Here is a 13,793-nt window from a genome sequence, read left to right as displayed (position 1 = left end):
CCCGTCACTGTGCCGGTCACTTCCCCGAGCCGAAGCCGAATCCGGAACCCGCTCCCTCGACCTTGGCGCGCAGCCGCTTGCCCTTCTCCGTCGCCTGGTCGTTCAGCTCCTGCTGGAACTCCCGCATGCGGGCGAGGAGTTCGGGGTCGTGCGCCGCGAGGATGCGGGCCGCGAGCAGGCCCGCGTTGCGCGCGCCGCCGACGGAGACCGTCGCCACCGGGACGCCCGCGGGCATCTGCACGATGGACAGGAGGCTGTCCATGCCGTCCAGGTACTTCAGGGGGACGGGCACGCCGATGACCGGCAGCGGGGTCACCGAGGCGAGCATGCCGGGCAGGTGGGCGGCGCCGCCCGCGCCCGCGATGATCGCCTTGAGGCCGCGGTCCGCGGCCTGCTCGCCGTACGCGATCATCTCGTGCGGCATGCGGTGCGCGGAGACGACGTCGACCTCGAAGGGGATCTCGAACTCGTCGAGGGCCTTGGCGGCGGCCTCCATGACGGGCCAGTCCGAGTCGGACCCCATGACGATGCCAATAACGGGGGAGGTCATTCGGTGATCGTTCCTCTGAGGTAGCCGGCTGCGTGGCGGGCGCGGTCGAGGACCTCGTCCAGATCGTCGCCGTAGGTGTTCACGTGGCCGACCTTGCGGCCAGGCTTCACGTCCTTGCCGTACATGTGGATCTTGAGCTGCGGGTCGCGGGCCATGCAGTGCAGGTACGCGGCGTACATGTCGGGGTAGTCCCCGCCGAGCACGTTCGCCATCACGGTCCACTTGGCGCGCGGGCGCGGGTCGCCGAGCGGCAGGTCGAGCACGGCCCGCACGTGGTTGGCGAACTGCGAGGTGATCGCGCCGTCCTGCGTCCAGTGGCCGGAGTTGTGCGGGCGCATCGCCAGTTCGTTGACGAGGATGCGGCCGTCGGGCGTCTCGAAGAGCTCGACCGCGAGGTGGCCGACCACGCCGAGCTCCTTGGCGATGCGCAGCGCCAGCTCCTGGGCCTCACCGGCCAGCGCCTCGCTCAGGCCGGGCGCCGGGGCGATCACCGTGTCGCAGACGCCGTCTACCTGCTGGGACTCGACGACGGGGTAGGCGACGGCCTGGCCGTGCGGCGAGCGGACGACGTTCGCCGCCAGTTCGCGCACGAAGTCGACCTTCTCCTCGGCGAGCACCGGCACGCCGGCCCTGAAGGGGTCTTCGGCGTCCTCGACGGAACGTACGAACCACACCCCCTTCCCGTCATAGCCGCCACGCACCGTCTTCAGGATCACCGGGAACCCGTCGCCGCCGTCACCCGCCCCCTCGGCCGCGAAGGCGGCCACGTCGGCCGGGTCCTTCACGATCCGATGGCGCGGGCACGGCACGCCGATCTCCGTGAGCCTCTCGCGCATCACACCCTTGTCCTGGGCGTGCACCAACGCGTCGGGCCCCGGGCGCACGGGAATGCCGTCCGCCTCCAGGGCCCGCAGATGCTCGGTGGGTACGTGTTCGTGATCGAAGGTGATCACGTCGCAGCCCCGCGCGAAGTCACGCAGCGTGTCGAGGTCGCGATAGTCGCCGATCACGACTTCGCCGACGACCTGCGCCGCGGAATCCTGCGGGGTGTCACTGAGGAGCTTGAATTTCAGGCCGAGGGGGATGCCCGCCTCATGGGTCATGCGGGCGAGCTGACCGCCGCCGACCATGCCGACTACCGGGAACGTCACACCCCCAGGGTATCGGCCGGTATCGGCCACCCGGCAACGGCCGGAACCAGTGCCCCGCGGCCCCCGCCGTCACAGCGCGGGCACAGTGTCCGGGCGCCCGCGAGCGCCGGGGAGGCCCGCTGGTTAGCATGGCTGGGTCGACACGACCGAATCACCAATCCGTCGGCACGTACACGACCGGTACGACCACCGGTACGAATCGACGGGGGCTGGGGCGACACCATGACGGAACGGGGCGCACTGCGCGTGCGGCTGGACCAGATCTGGCGTGAGGTCGCCAAATTCGGGGCCGTGGGAGCGGTCGGCACGCTGGTGAACTTCGCTGTCTTCAACCTCGTGCGGCACGTCACCGACCTCCATGTGGTGCGCGCGAGCGTCGTCGCCACGGTCGTCGCGATCGCCTTCAACTACGTGGGGTTCCGTTACTTCACGTACCGGGACCGCGACAAGACCGGCCGCACCAAGGAACTCACGCTCTTCCTGCTGTTCAGCGGGGTCGGCCTGGTCATCGAGAACGGGGTGCTCTACGCCGCGACGTACTGGTTCGGCTGGGACGGCCGGCTCCAGGCCAACTTCTTCAAGTTCCTCGGCATGGGCATCGCGACGCTCTTCCGCTTCTGGTCGTACCGCACCTGGGTGTTCAAGGCGCTGCCCGTGAGCGAGACCGTCACCGCCCATGCCGAATCGTTCCTGGAGACGACGGGTGGGGAGAAGGCGGACGAGAAGGCTGACGAGAAGCCCGTGGTCCGCTAGCGCACAGTCTTCTCGTCCGTCTTCTCGTCCGTCTTCTCGCTGTCCGTGCCCTTCGACGTCGGCGTACGCGACAGGAAGAGCCCGAAGACCGGCGGCAGCGTCTGCAGCATCTCGAGGCGGCCACCGTCCGCCTCGGCCAGATCCCGCGCCACCGCGAGGCCGATTCCCGTCGAATTGCGGCCGCTGATGGTCCGCTCGAAGATGCGGGCGCCGAGGTCGGCCGGTACGCCCGGGCCCTCGTCCGTGACCTCGATGACCGCCTGGTTGCCGGTGACGCGGGTACGCAGCGCGACCGTGCCGCCGCCGTGCATCAGCGAGTTCTCGATCAGCGCGGCGAGGACCTGCGCCACCGCGCCCGGCGTGCCCACCGCCTCCAGGTGCCGCTTGCCCGAGCTGACGATGGCGCGGCCCGCGCTGCGGTAGGCCGGGCGCCACTCCTCCAGCTGCTGCTTGACGACCTCGTCCAGGTCGAAGGCGACGGCCGAGCCGGTGCGCGGGTCACGGGAGTTGGTGAGCAGCCGCTCCACGACGTCGGTCAGCCGCTCCACCTGCGCCAGCGCGATCGTCGCCTCCTCCTTCACGGTGTCCAGCTCGTCGGTGACGGTGATCTCCTCGAGCCGCATGGAGAGCGCGGTCAGCGGTGTGCGCAGCTGGTGCGAGGCGTCGGCGGCGAGCCGCCGTTCCGCGGTCAGCATGCGGCCGATCCGCTCGGCGGAGGAGTCCAGGACGTCGGCGACGCGGTCCAGCTCCGGGACGCCGTACCGCTTGTGGCGGGGGCGGGGGTCGCCCGAGCCGAGGCGCTCCGCGGTCTCGGCGAGGTCGGTGAGCGGGGAGGCGAGGCGGTTGGCCTGCCGCACGGCGAGGAGCACGGCGGCGACGATGGCGAGCAGCGCCACGGCGGCGATGATCAGCAGGGTGCGGCCGACCTCGCGGGTCACCGCCGCCTTCGGCTCCTGCACGGTGACCTTCTCGCGCTGCTCGCCGGGGCGGGTGGCGCTGATGACGTCGCCGGTGGGGCGGGTGCCGATCTCGATGGGCTTGCGGCCGGGGATCTCGATACGGGCGTAACGGTCGCCGGCGACCTGGTCCCTGAGGATGGCGCCGGTGATCTTCTCGTCGCTGATCAGCCTGCTGTCGACGATGCTGGCGAGACGCAGCGCCTCGGATTCGACGCGCTCTTGGGCGCTGCTGCTGATGGTCCTCGTCTCTACGATGACGAGGCTCACTCCGAAGACCGCGATCACTACGAGGACGACGGCGAGAGTGCTGTTGATCAATCTGCGGCGCATTTACTCAGTGTCCCGCGTCCGGGGTGGCTTCAGGGGCGCGGGGAACTGCGCGGCCAGCCCGCGACGGGCCGCAGACGCGTCTGCCTGCGGCGGCTCGACGGCGGGTGCGGGTCTGCTTTTGGTTGCTCGCGCAGTTCCCCGCGCCCCTTACGGGGCGCTGCCGCGGGCTCCCCAGGGGCGCGGGGAACTGCGCGGCCAGCCCGCGACGGGCCGCAGACGCGTCTGCCTCCGGCGGTTGGGCGGCGGCTGCGGATTGCTTTTGGTTGCTCGCGCAGTTCCCCGCGCCCCTAACGGGGCGCTGCCGCGGGCCCCCCAGGGGCGCGGGGAACTGCGCGAGCAGCCACGGATCGTCCGCAGTCGCCCGCGAGCGGCCGCGGGCAGACGCGGGGGCGGGTTTTCAGGGGCGCGGGGAACTGCGCGGCCAGCCACAGGCGGGCCGCAGCCGACCGCCGGGGTCAGGTGTGGGAGCGGAGCCAGGTGAGGATTGCGCGGGACGTGGACGGGTCGCGGAGGAGTGGGCCCCCGTGTGCGGGGCCCGGCACCGTGCGGACCGTGACGTCGGAGAGTCCCGCCCCGCGCTGCGCCTCCGCAAGCTCCGCGGAGTGCACCCGCGGCACGAAATCCTCCGCCGAGTGGACCAGCAGCAGCGGAGCGTCATCCGCGCCGGAGGCGTGGGAGGCGACGGTCAGGTCGGCCCACCGGGTCGAACAGTCCCGCCCCGCGGCCCACGTCGGCACGCACCCCGCGAGCCGCTCCGCGGCCCTCCGCAGCGCCCGCCGCTCGGCGGACGCCCCCCGCCTCGCGCCGTCCAGCCACGCGCGGTACGGCGACGCGACAGGGGAGAGCGCGACGACACCCCGCACCCGCGCCCGCCCCGCCCCGTACGCCCCCGCCTGGAGCGCCAGGTGCCCGCCCGCGGACGATCCGAGGACGAGGGGCAGGCCCCCGCCGTGGAAGCCCTGCACCCAGCGCAGCGCCGCGTGCACGTCGTCGCGCTGCGCGGGCCAGACGGCGTCGGACGTCAGCCGGTAGTCCGTGTCGTACACGGTGAAGCCGCGCGCCGCGAACCACCGCGCCCGGCCGCTCCAGTCGGTGTCCTTCGACCAGTAGCCGCCGTGCACGATCATCAGCGCGGGGCCCCGGTCGCCGTACACGGTGATGTTCTGGCGGGCATGGCCGCCGTAGTGGAAGAGCCGCCCCGGCGGTGGCTCGGGGGCAGCCTGGGCGGCGGCACCGGAGGAGAGCAACGCCCCGCACACGGTGAGGGTCAGCAACGTACGACGCATGGCCATGACGCAGATGCTGCACCGCCCCCCGCCCCCGCATCCGGAGAAACGCCAAGGGCCGCCGCACCGGGTGGTGCGACGGCCCTCAGTTCGAGCGAGTCGAGCGAATCGAATGAGGCGTGCGGGTCAGCGCACGTCGCCCATCAGGCCGCTGACCTTCTTGCGCGCCATGTAGACCGAGATGCCCGCGAGCACCGCGGCCGTGGCCTCCAGGGCGACCATGCCCCGGCCGTTGAGGTCGACGCCGGCGATGGCGAGCATGCCGGTCACGCTGTCGCCCGCGGTGACGGCGAGGAAGAAGACACCCATCATCTGGGAGGCGTACTTCGCGGGCGCCATCTTCGTGGTCAGGGAGAGACCCACCGGGGACAGGCACAGCTCGGCGACCGTGTGCATCAGGAAGATCAGCACCAGCCACCACATGGTGACCTTCGTGTCGCCGGTCGCCATGCCCATCGGGACGAGGAACACGAAGAACGAGGCGCCGGCCATCACCAGGGCGAAGGAGAACTTCACGATGGTGCTGGGCTCGCGGTTGCTGCGGGCCATCTTGATCCACAGGGCGGCGAAGACCGGGGCGAGCAGCATGATGAAGCCCGGGTTCAGCGACTGGAACAGGGTGTTCGGCATCTCCCAGCCGAAGATGTCCCGGGAGGTGTGGGAGTCACCGAAGAGGGACAGCGTCGACGCGCCCTGGTCGAAGATCATCCAGAAGATCGCGGCGGCCACGAAGAACCAGATGAACGCCGTCATCTTGGTCTGCTCTTCGGTGTTGAGCTCCTTGTCCCGCTTGATCTTGACCAGGACCGCGACGGGGATCAGCAGACCGGCGACGGTGATCGGGAGCAGCGCCCAGTTCAGGGTCAGGCGGTAGACGTCGGTGAAGGCCACGACGAGGTAGAACGCCGCGATGACGGCGACGGCACCCAGCGTCTTGACGATGACGCCGCGCTTCTCCTCGGCGGACAGCGGGTTCGGGACCTTGCTGCTCTCCGCGGACAGGTGGCGGGAGCCGACCATGAACTGGATGGCGCCGAGCGCCATGCCGATCGCGGCCAGGCCGAAGCCCAGGTGCCAGTTGACCTTCTCACCGAGGATGCCGATGGCGAAGGGCGCGGCGAAGGCACCGAGGTTGATGCCCATGTAGAAGATGGTGAAGCCGCCGTCGCGGCGGAGGTCCTTCGGGTCGCTGTAGAGCTGGCCGACCATCGTCGAGATGTTGGCCTTCAGCAGACCCGAGCCGACCGCGACCAGCGCCAGGCCGACGAAGAACATCGCCGAGCTCGGCAGCGCCAGGCAGACGTGACCGGCGACGATCACGCAGCTCGCGATGGCGACGGTCTTGCGGGCGCCCCAGACGCGGTCACCGATCCAGCCGCCGGGCATGGCCATGAGATAGACCATGGCCACGTAGACGGAGTAGATGGCCGTGGCGGCCGCCGCGGTGTACGCAAGGCCGCCGCCCTGGCTGCCGGTGGCCGCGTCGGCGCCGCCGGAAACCAGGTAGAGCACGAGCAGGGCGCGCATGCCGTAGTAGGAGAACCGCTCCCACATTTCGGTCATGAACAGAGTGGCCAGTCCGCGGGGGTGGCCGAAGAAGGTCTTCTCGGTGCCAGGGGTGCTGGCGGAGTCCTTCGTCAGGCTGGACGCCATGGGTCGATCCTCGTGGGTTCGGGACGCGCGCGGCAGGAGCGTGAGCGCGCCCGGTGGGGGGCGGTCGGCACCGTCGTCGTACCGCCCGACCCCACGCCCGGGGGAGGTTCCCACCCCCGCATGCGGAGGTGAGGAGCGGTGACTCCGGGATCCACACCCTGGGCGCATCCTCGCGCGCAGGGCCCGACCACAGGTCATTCCTTTCAAGGCCAGCAGAACTGGCCCGCACATAAAAGAGACCTAAGGCCGCACAGCGGGCCAAAGGTCCTTGAGTAGTGCATGAGGCGTTGGGTCACCATACGACACCGCAGGGATGCATATGGAAGGACTTGAGAGATGGATCACAGGTTTCGCTGCAACCAACAGCGCACAATCAAAGGTGTTTCCTGGGATCGCGTCCCATAGCCGTAGGCATGGTGCTCCACTGTGCGATCACCTCCCTGGTGTTGTCCACCGCGGACTACCATCACCCCATGACCCGTGTACTGCTCGCCGAGGACGACGCGTCCATCTCGGAGCCGCTGGCCCGTGCCCTGCGCAGGGAGGGTTACGAGGTCGAAGTGCGTGAGGACGGCCCGACCGCCCTCGACGCAGGCCTCCAGGGCGGTGTGGACCTTGTCGTGCTCGACCTGGGGCTGCCCGGGATGGACGGCCTCGAGGTGGCCCGCCGGCTGCGGGCCGACGGGCTCACGGTGCCGATCCTCATCCTGACCGCGCGCGCCGACGAGGTTGACACGGTCGTCGGCCTCGACGCGGGCGCCGACGACTACGTGACCAAGCCGTTCCGCCTCGCCGAGCTGCTCGCCCGGGTCCGGGCCCTGCTGCGGCGCGGCGCCACGGAGCACAAGGAGGCGCCCGCGACGCACGGCGTGCGCATCGACGTCGAGTCGCACCGCGCCTGGATGGGCGAGGAGGAGCTCCAGCTCACCGCGAAGGAGTTCGACCTCCTCCGGGTCCTCGTGCGCGACGCGGGCCGCGTCGTCACCCGCGACCAGCTGATGCGCGAGGTCTGGGACACGACGTGGTGGTCCTCCACGAAGACCCTCGACATGCACATCTCCTGGCTCCGCAAGAAGCTCGGTGACGACGCGGCGAATCCTCGCTACATCGCGACGGTACGAGGCGTAGGTTTCCGCTTCGAGAAGAGCTGACGGCACCCCTTCGGGGGCGGTGCCTCCTTCCAGGGGCGCGGGGAACTGCGCGACCAGCCACGCACGGCCCGCGGGGAGCCACCGGTCCCAGGCCCCCCGCGGACGCGGCTAGCGCAGGCCGCCCCGCCGCCTGGGCAGGAAGGTGAAGACGGCTCCGCCGAGGAGGATCACCGTGCCGGCCACCAGGCCGAGCGCGCGCAACGCTCCGTTGTCGTCGGCGCCGGTCTCCGCGAGGCCGCCGCCGCCCGAGGACGAGCCGCCACCCGAAGACGTACCGCCGCCCGAAGACGTGCCGCCGCCGCCGGAACCGGACGCCCCGCCCGGCTGGGCCGCCGTGTCCAGTTCCAGGGAGACCTCGCTCTTGGCGGGCGTGCACGTCGTCGTCGTACCGAGCGCCTTCACCGTCAGTACGCCCGGCGACAGCGTCGACTTACCGTCCGCGCCCGGCTTGTACGTGCCCGTCAGGTCGGGGATGGTCATCGGGTCGCCGGACTTGATGGGCTCCTTGTTGGTGGGGCCCTCGACGTGCACCGTGCCCTTGTCCGCGCCGCCCAGCGCGACCTCCATCGACGGCTTCACGGAGTCCGCGGGGATGTCGGCCGGGCTGTCCATGACGGCCTTCTTGAACTGCACGGTCAGGCCGTAACCGCCGCCGTCCTTCTTGGCGTTGATCTGGACCGGCGAGGTCGCTTCCTTGTCACCGATCGGGGTCTTGCACTTGTAAGGCGTCTGGACTTCCTTGCCGGGGAAATCGGTCTGCCCGTCGCCGCCACCGGAGGTACCTCCACCGGGAGTGCCCCCACTGGAGGTGCCCCCACCGGACGCACCGCCCGAGGACGTGCCGCCGCCCGAGGACGAGCTGCCGCCGGAGGACGTGCCGCCACTCGCCGTCACCTTGATCGTCGCGCCCGCCTTCACCTGCTCCTTCGGCGTGCACTTCGTGTCGGTCGAGATCGGCTTGCTGACGTTGATGTTGTACGCGTCCGGGGTGAGCGTCACCTCGCCCGCCGCCGTCAGCTTCAGCTTGCCCTTCATGTCGGACAGGATCATGGGGCTGTTCTTCTTGATGGGCGGGTTCTTGCGCTCACCCGTCATTTTCAGGTCCCCGGTCTGGCCGCCGGCCACTTTGACCGTGCCGGTGGGCTGCACCGTGTTCTCGGCCAGGTCGAGGACGTCCGGGTTCTTCGACGCGGCCTGCGTCGTCTTCCACACCACTTCCACCTCGTCGCCGACCTTCGCCGTGGCGGGCGCGGTGATCTCCACCTGGGTCGTGCCCTGAACGGGAGGCAGATTGGAGATCGGCGGCGGAACACACTCCGTCTTGTAGGCGACTTCGGCGGCTTCGGCGGCCTGTGCCGGGCCCGCGGTGAGCAGGATGCCCGCTCCGCCCAGCAGGAGCGCGACCGAGGCCGCGCCCGCTCTCCGTCGTTGCGTGATCACGTGGTTCCCTTCGTCGGACTGTCGTCGGACGGTGCGGAGAGCCGGCCTGCGGGTGCGCCGGGGTCTGTGTCGGGGGTGAACCAGGGCAGGGAGCCGGTCGTGCCGGAGCCGCCCGTGCCGGGTCCCCCCGTCGGTTTCGTGCGCGGCGCCGGCGTCGGCGCCGTGTGGGACGTACGCGGGCCGCCCGCATCCCGGGCCTTGCGGTCCGCGTCGACCGCTCCCTGCGGAAGCCTCAACTGGGGCAGGCGCTGGGTAAGTTCGGCGAGGCGGCGGCCGGTGCGGTGGCGGCCGCCGTGCGACGTGCGGCGCCGGTTCGGGCGGAGCCGGTCGACGACCGCCATGCCGATGCGGAAGACGGCCGCGGGCACGACGACGCCGAGCAGGATCCAGAAGAGGGTGACGCCCCAGGGGCGGCCCACGCCCCACGGCTGCTCGGCCAGGACCTTGCCGCCGAACTTCAGCGAGACGAGGTAGTCGCCGTGCGCGCCCGCCGAGAGCTCCACGGACAGCTTGATCCGCGCCTTCTTGCCGGGCGCGACGGTGCCGCGCCACTGCTGTTCCTGCCACTCCGGGGCGAAGACGCCATGGGAGGTGCCGACCTGGAAGACGGGGTTCTTGACGGGCGCCGAGCCGACGTTGCCGACGGTGAATTCGAGGGTGCGCTGCGGTGGTGCCCCGAACCAGGTCAGCACTCCGCCGGACCCCTCGAGCCGGGTGTCCGTCAGGATGGACAGCTTCCCACCACCCGCCTGCTCGGGCAGCGCCTTCACGGGATGCCCCGCGACCTTCAGCACCGCGTCGACCTGCTGTTTCTCGCCGGTCACGGTGGACACGTGGACGACACAGGGGCAGGGCTCCGGCGGCTCGGCCACGGGAAGCTTCTTGCCGAAGGCACCGTCCTTGTCGGTGGTGACGGCCCGGCCCTCGGAGTTGGCGCAGGAGTTGGTGCCGCCGATGACGCCCTTGCCGGGCGCGGACTGCCCACAGACGAGCATCATCAGCAGGGCACCGGGCCGCCAGCCCTTGCCCTCGACGGTGACGGAGCCGCCTTTGCCCGCTTGGGAGGTGGAGAGTTCGAGGGTGGGGCCGTCCGCGGCGTTGGCCGCGTTCGCGGCGTCCGCGGCGTCCGCGGCGGAGGCGGGGGAGCCAGCGGGCGCGGCAGAGCCTGTGGACGCTGCGGACGCACCGGGCGCGGCAGAGCCGGCGGACGCGACGGAGCCGACGGGCGCGGCGGACGCGGCGGAGCCAGCGGGCACGACCGGTGCGACCGGTGCGACGGAGCCAGCAGACGCGGCAGAGCTGGCGGACGCGGCGGAGCCGACGGGCGCGACGGGCGCGACGGAGCCAGCGGACCCGACGGAGCCAGCGGACGCGCCGGACCCGACGGAGCCAGCGGACGCGCCGGACGTGGCAGAGCCAGCGGTCGCGGCGGTCGCGGCGGAGCCAGCGGGCACGACCGGTGCGACCGGTGCGACGGAGCCAGCAGACGCGGCAGAGCTGGCGGACGCGGCGGACGCGGCGGACGCGGCGGACGCGGCGGAGCCAGCGGGCACGACCGGTGCGACGGAGCCAACGGACGCAGCAGAGCTGGCGGACGTGGCAGAGCCAGCGGACGCGCCGGACGCGGCGGAGCCAGCGGGCACGACCGGTGCGACCGGTGCGACCGGTGCGACCGGTGCGGCGGAGCCGGCGGACGCGGCGGACGCTGCGGTCTGCGGTAGTGCCACGACGCTGCTGAGGACGAAGGTCAGCGCCGCCACTACGGCGCCCACCCCTGATCCCGGCCTGCTCTTCTCGTTCACAGTTCCTCCCCCGTCCTCGTCCGCGTCCCCGTCCCCGTCCCCGTCCGTGCCAACTCCCGCTCGTCGCCGCGTTCCTGTTCGTCGGCGACCGGCTCGGGTTGCCGCTCCTCGGAACGCCGACCCCGTCTGCGTACGAGATGGATCGCCCCGGCCGCGACGGCGAGCAGCAGCGCTCCCCCGCCCGCCACCGCGCCCCACGGCACGATGCGGGCGGACGCCGTGGCCGTGTCGCGGGCGCCGCCCGCCGCCGTGGCGGTGAGCTCGACGTCGACCGCGTCGAGGGCCGGGGCGTCCCGCCACGGCTCGGTGAGGGAGACCCGGCGGCCGGGCAGGAGCTCGACCGGCAGCGTGCGCGCGGGGCGGTCGAGGAGCGTGCCGAGGACACCCTCCGCGTGCACCGCGAGCTTCGGGGTCAGCACGGTGTTGCCGCGGTTGACCAGGTCGTAGGTGATGCGCTCGGCGTCGGTGTCGACCTTGACGCGTTCGACGGTGAGCGCCGAGAGGGACGGGCCGCCGACCCGCAGGTGCACCCGCACGCCCACCGTGCGGCCGCCGGCGCTCGCGACGATCGCCCCCGGGTGGTCGCCGGGCAGCGCGCTCGCGGGCACGGTCAGCGTGAACGGCACCTCGGCGCGGGTACGCGGCGGAACCTTCACCTGCCGCTTCGCGAAGGTGATCCACGCGCCCGTCCCCTTCGGGCTGCCCTTGGCCGGGGTGACGGAGAACGCGCCGGAGCCGGTGTTGCGCGCGTCCGCGCCGCGCAGGGAGACCGTGCGGGGCTTCGGGCCGGGGTTGGTGACGGACAGGGTGTCCTGGAGCACCGCGCCGGGGGCACCCTCCGCGTAGAACGCGGGCCGCCCGTCCTTCGCGGGGCGCTTGCCGGCGCCCGCGGAGGGCGCGACGGACCAGTCCGCGGAGCCGCCGCCGTCCGCGTGCGCGGGGGCCGCGGCCGTCACCACCAGGGCGGCCGCACACAGCGCGGCACCCACGGAGGACGTCAGCGCGGCCCGTACCCGTGCGGAGGACATCATCGGCGGCATCAGCGGCATCGGCGGCTCCTGACCTTCTCGCAGTCTTCCTTCGCGCTACCGGGAGCGAGCCGCCTGGTTCCTGCGGGTCAGCCAGAGCGCGCCGGCCGCGCCCGCGAGCAGCACGGTGCCACCGAGGGTGCCGAGCGCGACGGCGGAGTCCGCGGGGCCGGTCTGCGGGAGCTCCGCGCCGCCGGACGCCGCGCTGTCGGAGCCGCCCGAGGCGTCCGACGTACCGCCGGATCCCGTATCCGACCCACCTCCGGAGCCACCGTCAGAGCCGCCACCCGACCCCTTGACGTCCAGTTCGAGGGACGGCTTCGGGTTGTTGGACGGCGTGCACGTCGTGGTCGTACCGAGCGCCTTGATCGTGAGGACGCCCGCCGTGAAGGTGACCTTGCCGCTCTTCTCGGGCGTGTACGTGCCCGACAGATCGCTGATCTTGATGGGGGTGTTGGCGGGGATCGCCGCCGAGTTCGGCGCGCCGGAGACCGGGACGGTGCCGCTGTCGGCGCCGCCCACCTTGATCACGGCACTTGGCTTCATCGCGCCCTTGCCGAGCTCCACCGGGCTGGAGGAGACGCCCTTCTGGAAGGACATGGTGAGTTTGTAGCCGCTGCCGCTCTTGACGCTCTTGATGTCGATCGGCGAGACGGCGCCCTTGTTCCCGATGGGCGTCTTGCACTGGTAGTTGACGTCCTGGACGGTGGCCTGCGCGGCGGGGGCGGCCATCAGCACCGCTGAGCCGCCGGCCAGGACGGTGGCGAGCGCGAGCGCGGCCGGTTTTTTCGTGTGCGACACCTCGTTTGTCCCCTCATGCCGGTCGTGGCGTGCCGCGGTGCGGAGTTACTGGTGTTACTGACGGCACATCAGATTGGGCGCTCAAGGTACGCCGGGGACCTTGTCGAGGGAAGACAAAAGACGCGCCGGATCCGAGTGATCCGGCGCGCGTACGAACCGTGGGTAACAGCTATGGCCCAGGGGCGGGAGCCAGGTGGGCGCCAGGCGGCCGCCGGACGGAGGCCGACCGGCGCTAGGCGGGCGCGCCCAGCTCCGCCCAGACCGTCTTGCCCGTGGTCCCGGGGGTCCGGACGACGCCCCAGTCCAGACAGAGCCGCTGGACGATGAACATGCCGTGCCCGCCGGGGCGCCCCGCGCGGTGCGGCGTGCGCGGCGCGGGCTGCCCCGTGCCGCGGTCGGAGACCTCGATGCGCAGCACCTTGCCATCGCTGGAGAGCCAGAGCTCGTCGGGGCCCTCGGCGTGCAGGCAGGCGTTGGTGACGAGCTCGGAGACGACGAGGAGCACGTCCTCGGCGGCGGCGCGCCGCTCGGCGCCCTCCGCGGGCAGCCAGCCCCACGCGTGGAGCGCCTCGCGCGTGTAGTCGCGCGCGAGGGGGACGATCCCGCTCGCCCCGTTCAGGCTCAGTCTGCGGACCTGCCGGGTGGGCGTACCGGAGATCCGGTCCGCGGGAGCGTCCGCGACTGCGGCCTCGGAATCCGGGCCGCGGTCGCCCGGCGAGTAAGGCCGGGTGGTGCTCATCAGCGCTTCACCTCACCGACAAGAGGACTGAGGGCTCTGAACTCTGGACAAGTTGAGAACTCTGGGCGAGTAGGGGACATCGGCTGGTTGCCGTTCTGACTGTTGATTTTGCGGACCGCTGTCGGCGGATCCAGGTCTCTCCTGCCCGGA

12 protein-coding genes are annotated in these 13,793 nt (G+C 71.7%); 2 read left to right on the top strand and 10 right to left on the bottom strand.

The genetic code is table 11. The annotated features are described in order from the left end of the window. Window positions 1–16: 16 nt before the first annotated feature. A complete protein-coding gene (gene purE / locus ACI2L3_RS10290; protein ID WP_404751870.1) occupies window positions 17–550 on the bottom strand; it encodes a 5-(carboxyamino)imidazole ribonucleotide mutase in 534 nt (177 codons plus the stop codon). After that, window positions 547–1,701, bottom strand: a complete 1,155-nt coding sequence (locus ACI2L3_RS10285; RefSeq protein ID WP_404751869.1) for a 5-(carboxyamino)imidazole ribonucleotide synthase — start codon at window positions 1,699–1,701, stop codon at window positions 547–549. The genes purE and ACI2L3_RS10285 overlap by 4 nt, the downstream gene beginning before the upstream one ends. Before the next feature lie 222 nt (window positions 1,702–1,923). Here ACI2L3_RS10285 and ACI2L3_RS10280 point away from each other — a divergent pair, with 222 nt between their 5' ends. After that, window positions 1,924–2,454, top strand: coding sequence for a GtrA family protein (locus tag ACI2L3_RS10280; RefSeq protein ID WP_404751868.1), 531 nt, complete (start codon window positions 1,924–1,926; stop codon window positions 2,452–2,454). Here the strand turns inward: ACI2L3_RS10280 and ACI2L3_RS10275 are convergent. From ACI2L3_RS10275 to ACI2L3_RS10265, 3 genes are all read right to left on the bottom strand, one after another. Beyond that, on the bottom strand, window positions 2,451–3,743 hold the full coding sequence (locus ACI2L3_RS10275) for an ATP-binding protein (RefSeq protein WP_404751867.1): 1,293 nt from the start codon (window positions 3,741–3,743) through the stop codon (window positions 2,451–2,453). The genes ACI2L3_RS10280 and ACI2L3_RS10275 overlap by 4 nt on opposite strands. Before the next feature lie 455 nt (window positions 3,744–4,198). Then, window positions 4,199–5,035, bottom strand: coding sequence for an alpha/beta hydrolase (locus ACI2L3_RS10270; protein ID WP_404751866.1), 837 nt, complete (start codon window positions 5,033–5,035; stop codon window positions 4,199–4,201). Between the two features lie 120 nt (window positions 5,036–5,155). Further along, on the bottom strand, window positions 5,156–6,682 hold the full coding sequence (locus tag ACI2L3_RS10265; RefSeq protein ID WP_404751865.1) for a peptide MFS transporter: 1,527 nt from the start codon (window positions 6,680–6,682) through the stop codon (window positions 5,156–5,158). 473 nt (window positions 6,683–7,155) lie between these two features. Here ACI2L3_RS10265 and ACI2L3_RS10260 point away from each other — a divergent pair, with 473 nt between their 5' ends. Next, window positions 7,156–7,833 carry a response regulator transcription factor gene (locus ACI2L3_RS10260; protein ID WP_362997384.1) on the top strand — a complete coding sequence of 226 codons (678 nt, stop codon included), beginning with the start codon at window positions 7,156–7,158 and terminating at the stop codon, window positions 7,831–7,833. Between the two features lie 108 nt (window positions 7,834–7,941). Here ACI2L3_RS10260 and ACI2L3_RS10255 read toward each other — a convergent pair whose 3' ends face one another. The 5 genes from ACI2L3_RS10255 to ACI2L3_RS10235 form a co-directional block, all read right to left on the bottom strand. Continuing rightward, window positions 7,942–9,270: a hypothetical protein gene (locus tag ACI2L3_RS10255; RefSeq protein WP_404751941.1), complete on the bottom strand. Its 1,329-nt coding sequence runs from the start codon at window positions 9,268–9,270 to the stop codon at window positions 7,942–7,944. Continuing rightward, on the bottom strand, window positions 9,270–10,529 hold the full coding sequence (locus tag ACI2L3_RS10250) for a hypothetical protein (RefSeq protein WP_404751864.1): 1,260 nt from the start codon (window positions 10,527–10,529) through the stop codon (window positions 9,270–9,272). Before ACI2L3_RS10250 ends, ACI2L3_RS10255 begins: the two co-directional genes overlap by 1 nt. A gap of 542 nt (window positions 10,530–11,071) precedes the next feature. Next, entirely contained in the window at window positions 11,072–12,124 is a 1,053-nt protein-coding gene (locus tag ACI2L3_RS10245; RefSeq protein WP_404751863.1) for a hypothetical protein, read from the bottom strand. A 36-nt stretch (window positions 12,125–12,160) separates the two neighbouring features. Continuing rightward, a complete protein-coding gene (locus tag ACI2L3_RS10240; RefSeq protein ID WP_404751862.1) occupies window positions 12,161–12,904 on the bottom strand; it encodes an LPXTG cell wall anchor domain-containing protein in 744 nt (247 codons plus the stop codon). Window positions 12,905–13,136: 232 nt separating this feature from the next. Beyond that, window positions 13,137–13,643, bottom strand: a complete 507-nt coding sequence (locus ACI2L3_RS10235) for an ATP-binding protein (protein ID WP_404751861.1) — start codon at window positions 13,641–13,643, stop codon at window positions 13,137–13,139. Window positions 13,644–13,793: the final 150 nt, after the last annotated feature.

The sequence above is a fragment of the Streptomyces sp. NPDC029674 genome (genome assembly GCF_044903205.1).
In the GTDB taxonomy this organism is placed as follows: Bacteria; Actinomycetota; Actinomycetes; order Streptomycetales; family Streptomycetaceae; genus Streptomyces.
Note: the sequence above shows the minus strand (reverse complement) of the source record. Positions and strands in the feature narration are given on the sequence as shown.

What these genes read in the sequence shown, in the direction of transcription:
- purE (WP_404751870.1), bottom strand. Translation starts at nt 550, where the DNA reads ATGACCTCCCCCGTTATTGGCATCGTCATGGGGTCCGACTCGGACTGG.
- ACI2L3_RS10280 (WP_404751868.1), top strand. Translation starts at nt 1,924, where the DNA reads ATGACGGAACGGGGCGCACTGCGCGTGCGGCTGGACCAGATCTGGCGT.
- ACI2L3_RS10275 (WP_404751867.1), bottom strand. Translation starts at nt 3,743, where the DNA reads ATGCGCCGCAGATTGATCAACAGCACTCTCGCCGTCGTCCTCGTAGTG.
- ACI2L3_RS10270 (WP_404751866.1), bottom strand. Translation starts at nt 5,035, where the DNA reads ATGGCCATGCGTCGTACGTTGCTGACCCTCACCGTGTGCGGGGCGTTG.
- ACI2L3_RS10265 (WP_404751865.1), bottom strand. Translation starts at nt 6,682, where the DNA reads ATGGCGTCCAGCCTGACGAAGGACTCCGCCAGCACCCCTGGCACCGAG.
- ACI2L3_RS10260 (WP_362997384.1), top strand. Translation starts at nt 7,156, where the DNA reads ATGACCCGTGTACTGCTCGCCGAGGACGACGCGTCCATCTCGGAGCCG.
- ACI2L3_RS10245 (WP_404751863.1), bottom strand. Translation starts at nt 12,124, where the DNA reads ATGCCGCTGATGCCGCCGATGATGTCCTCCGCACGGGTACGGGCCGCG.
- ACI2L3_RS10235 (WP_404751861.1), bottom strand. Translation starts at nt 13,643, where the DNA reads ATGAGCACCACCCGGCCTTACTCGCCGGGCGACCGCGGCCCGGATTCC.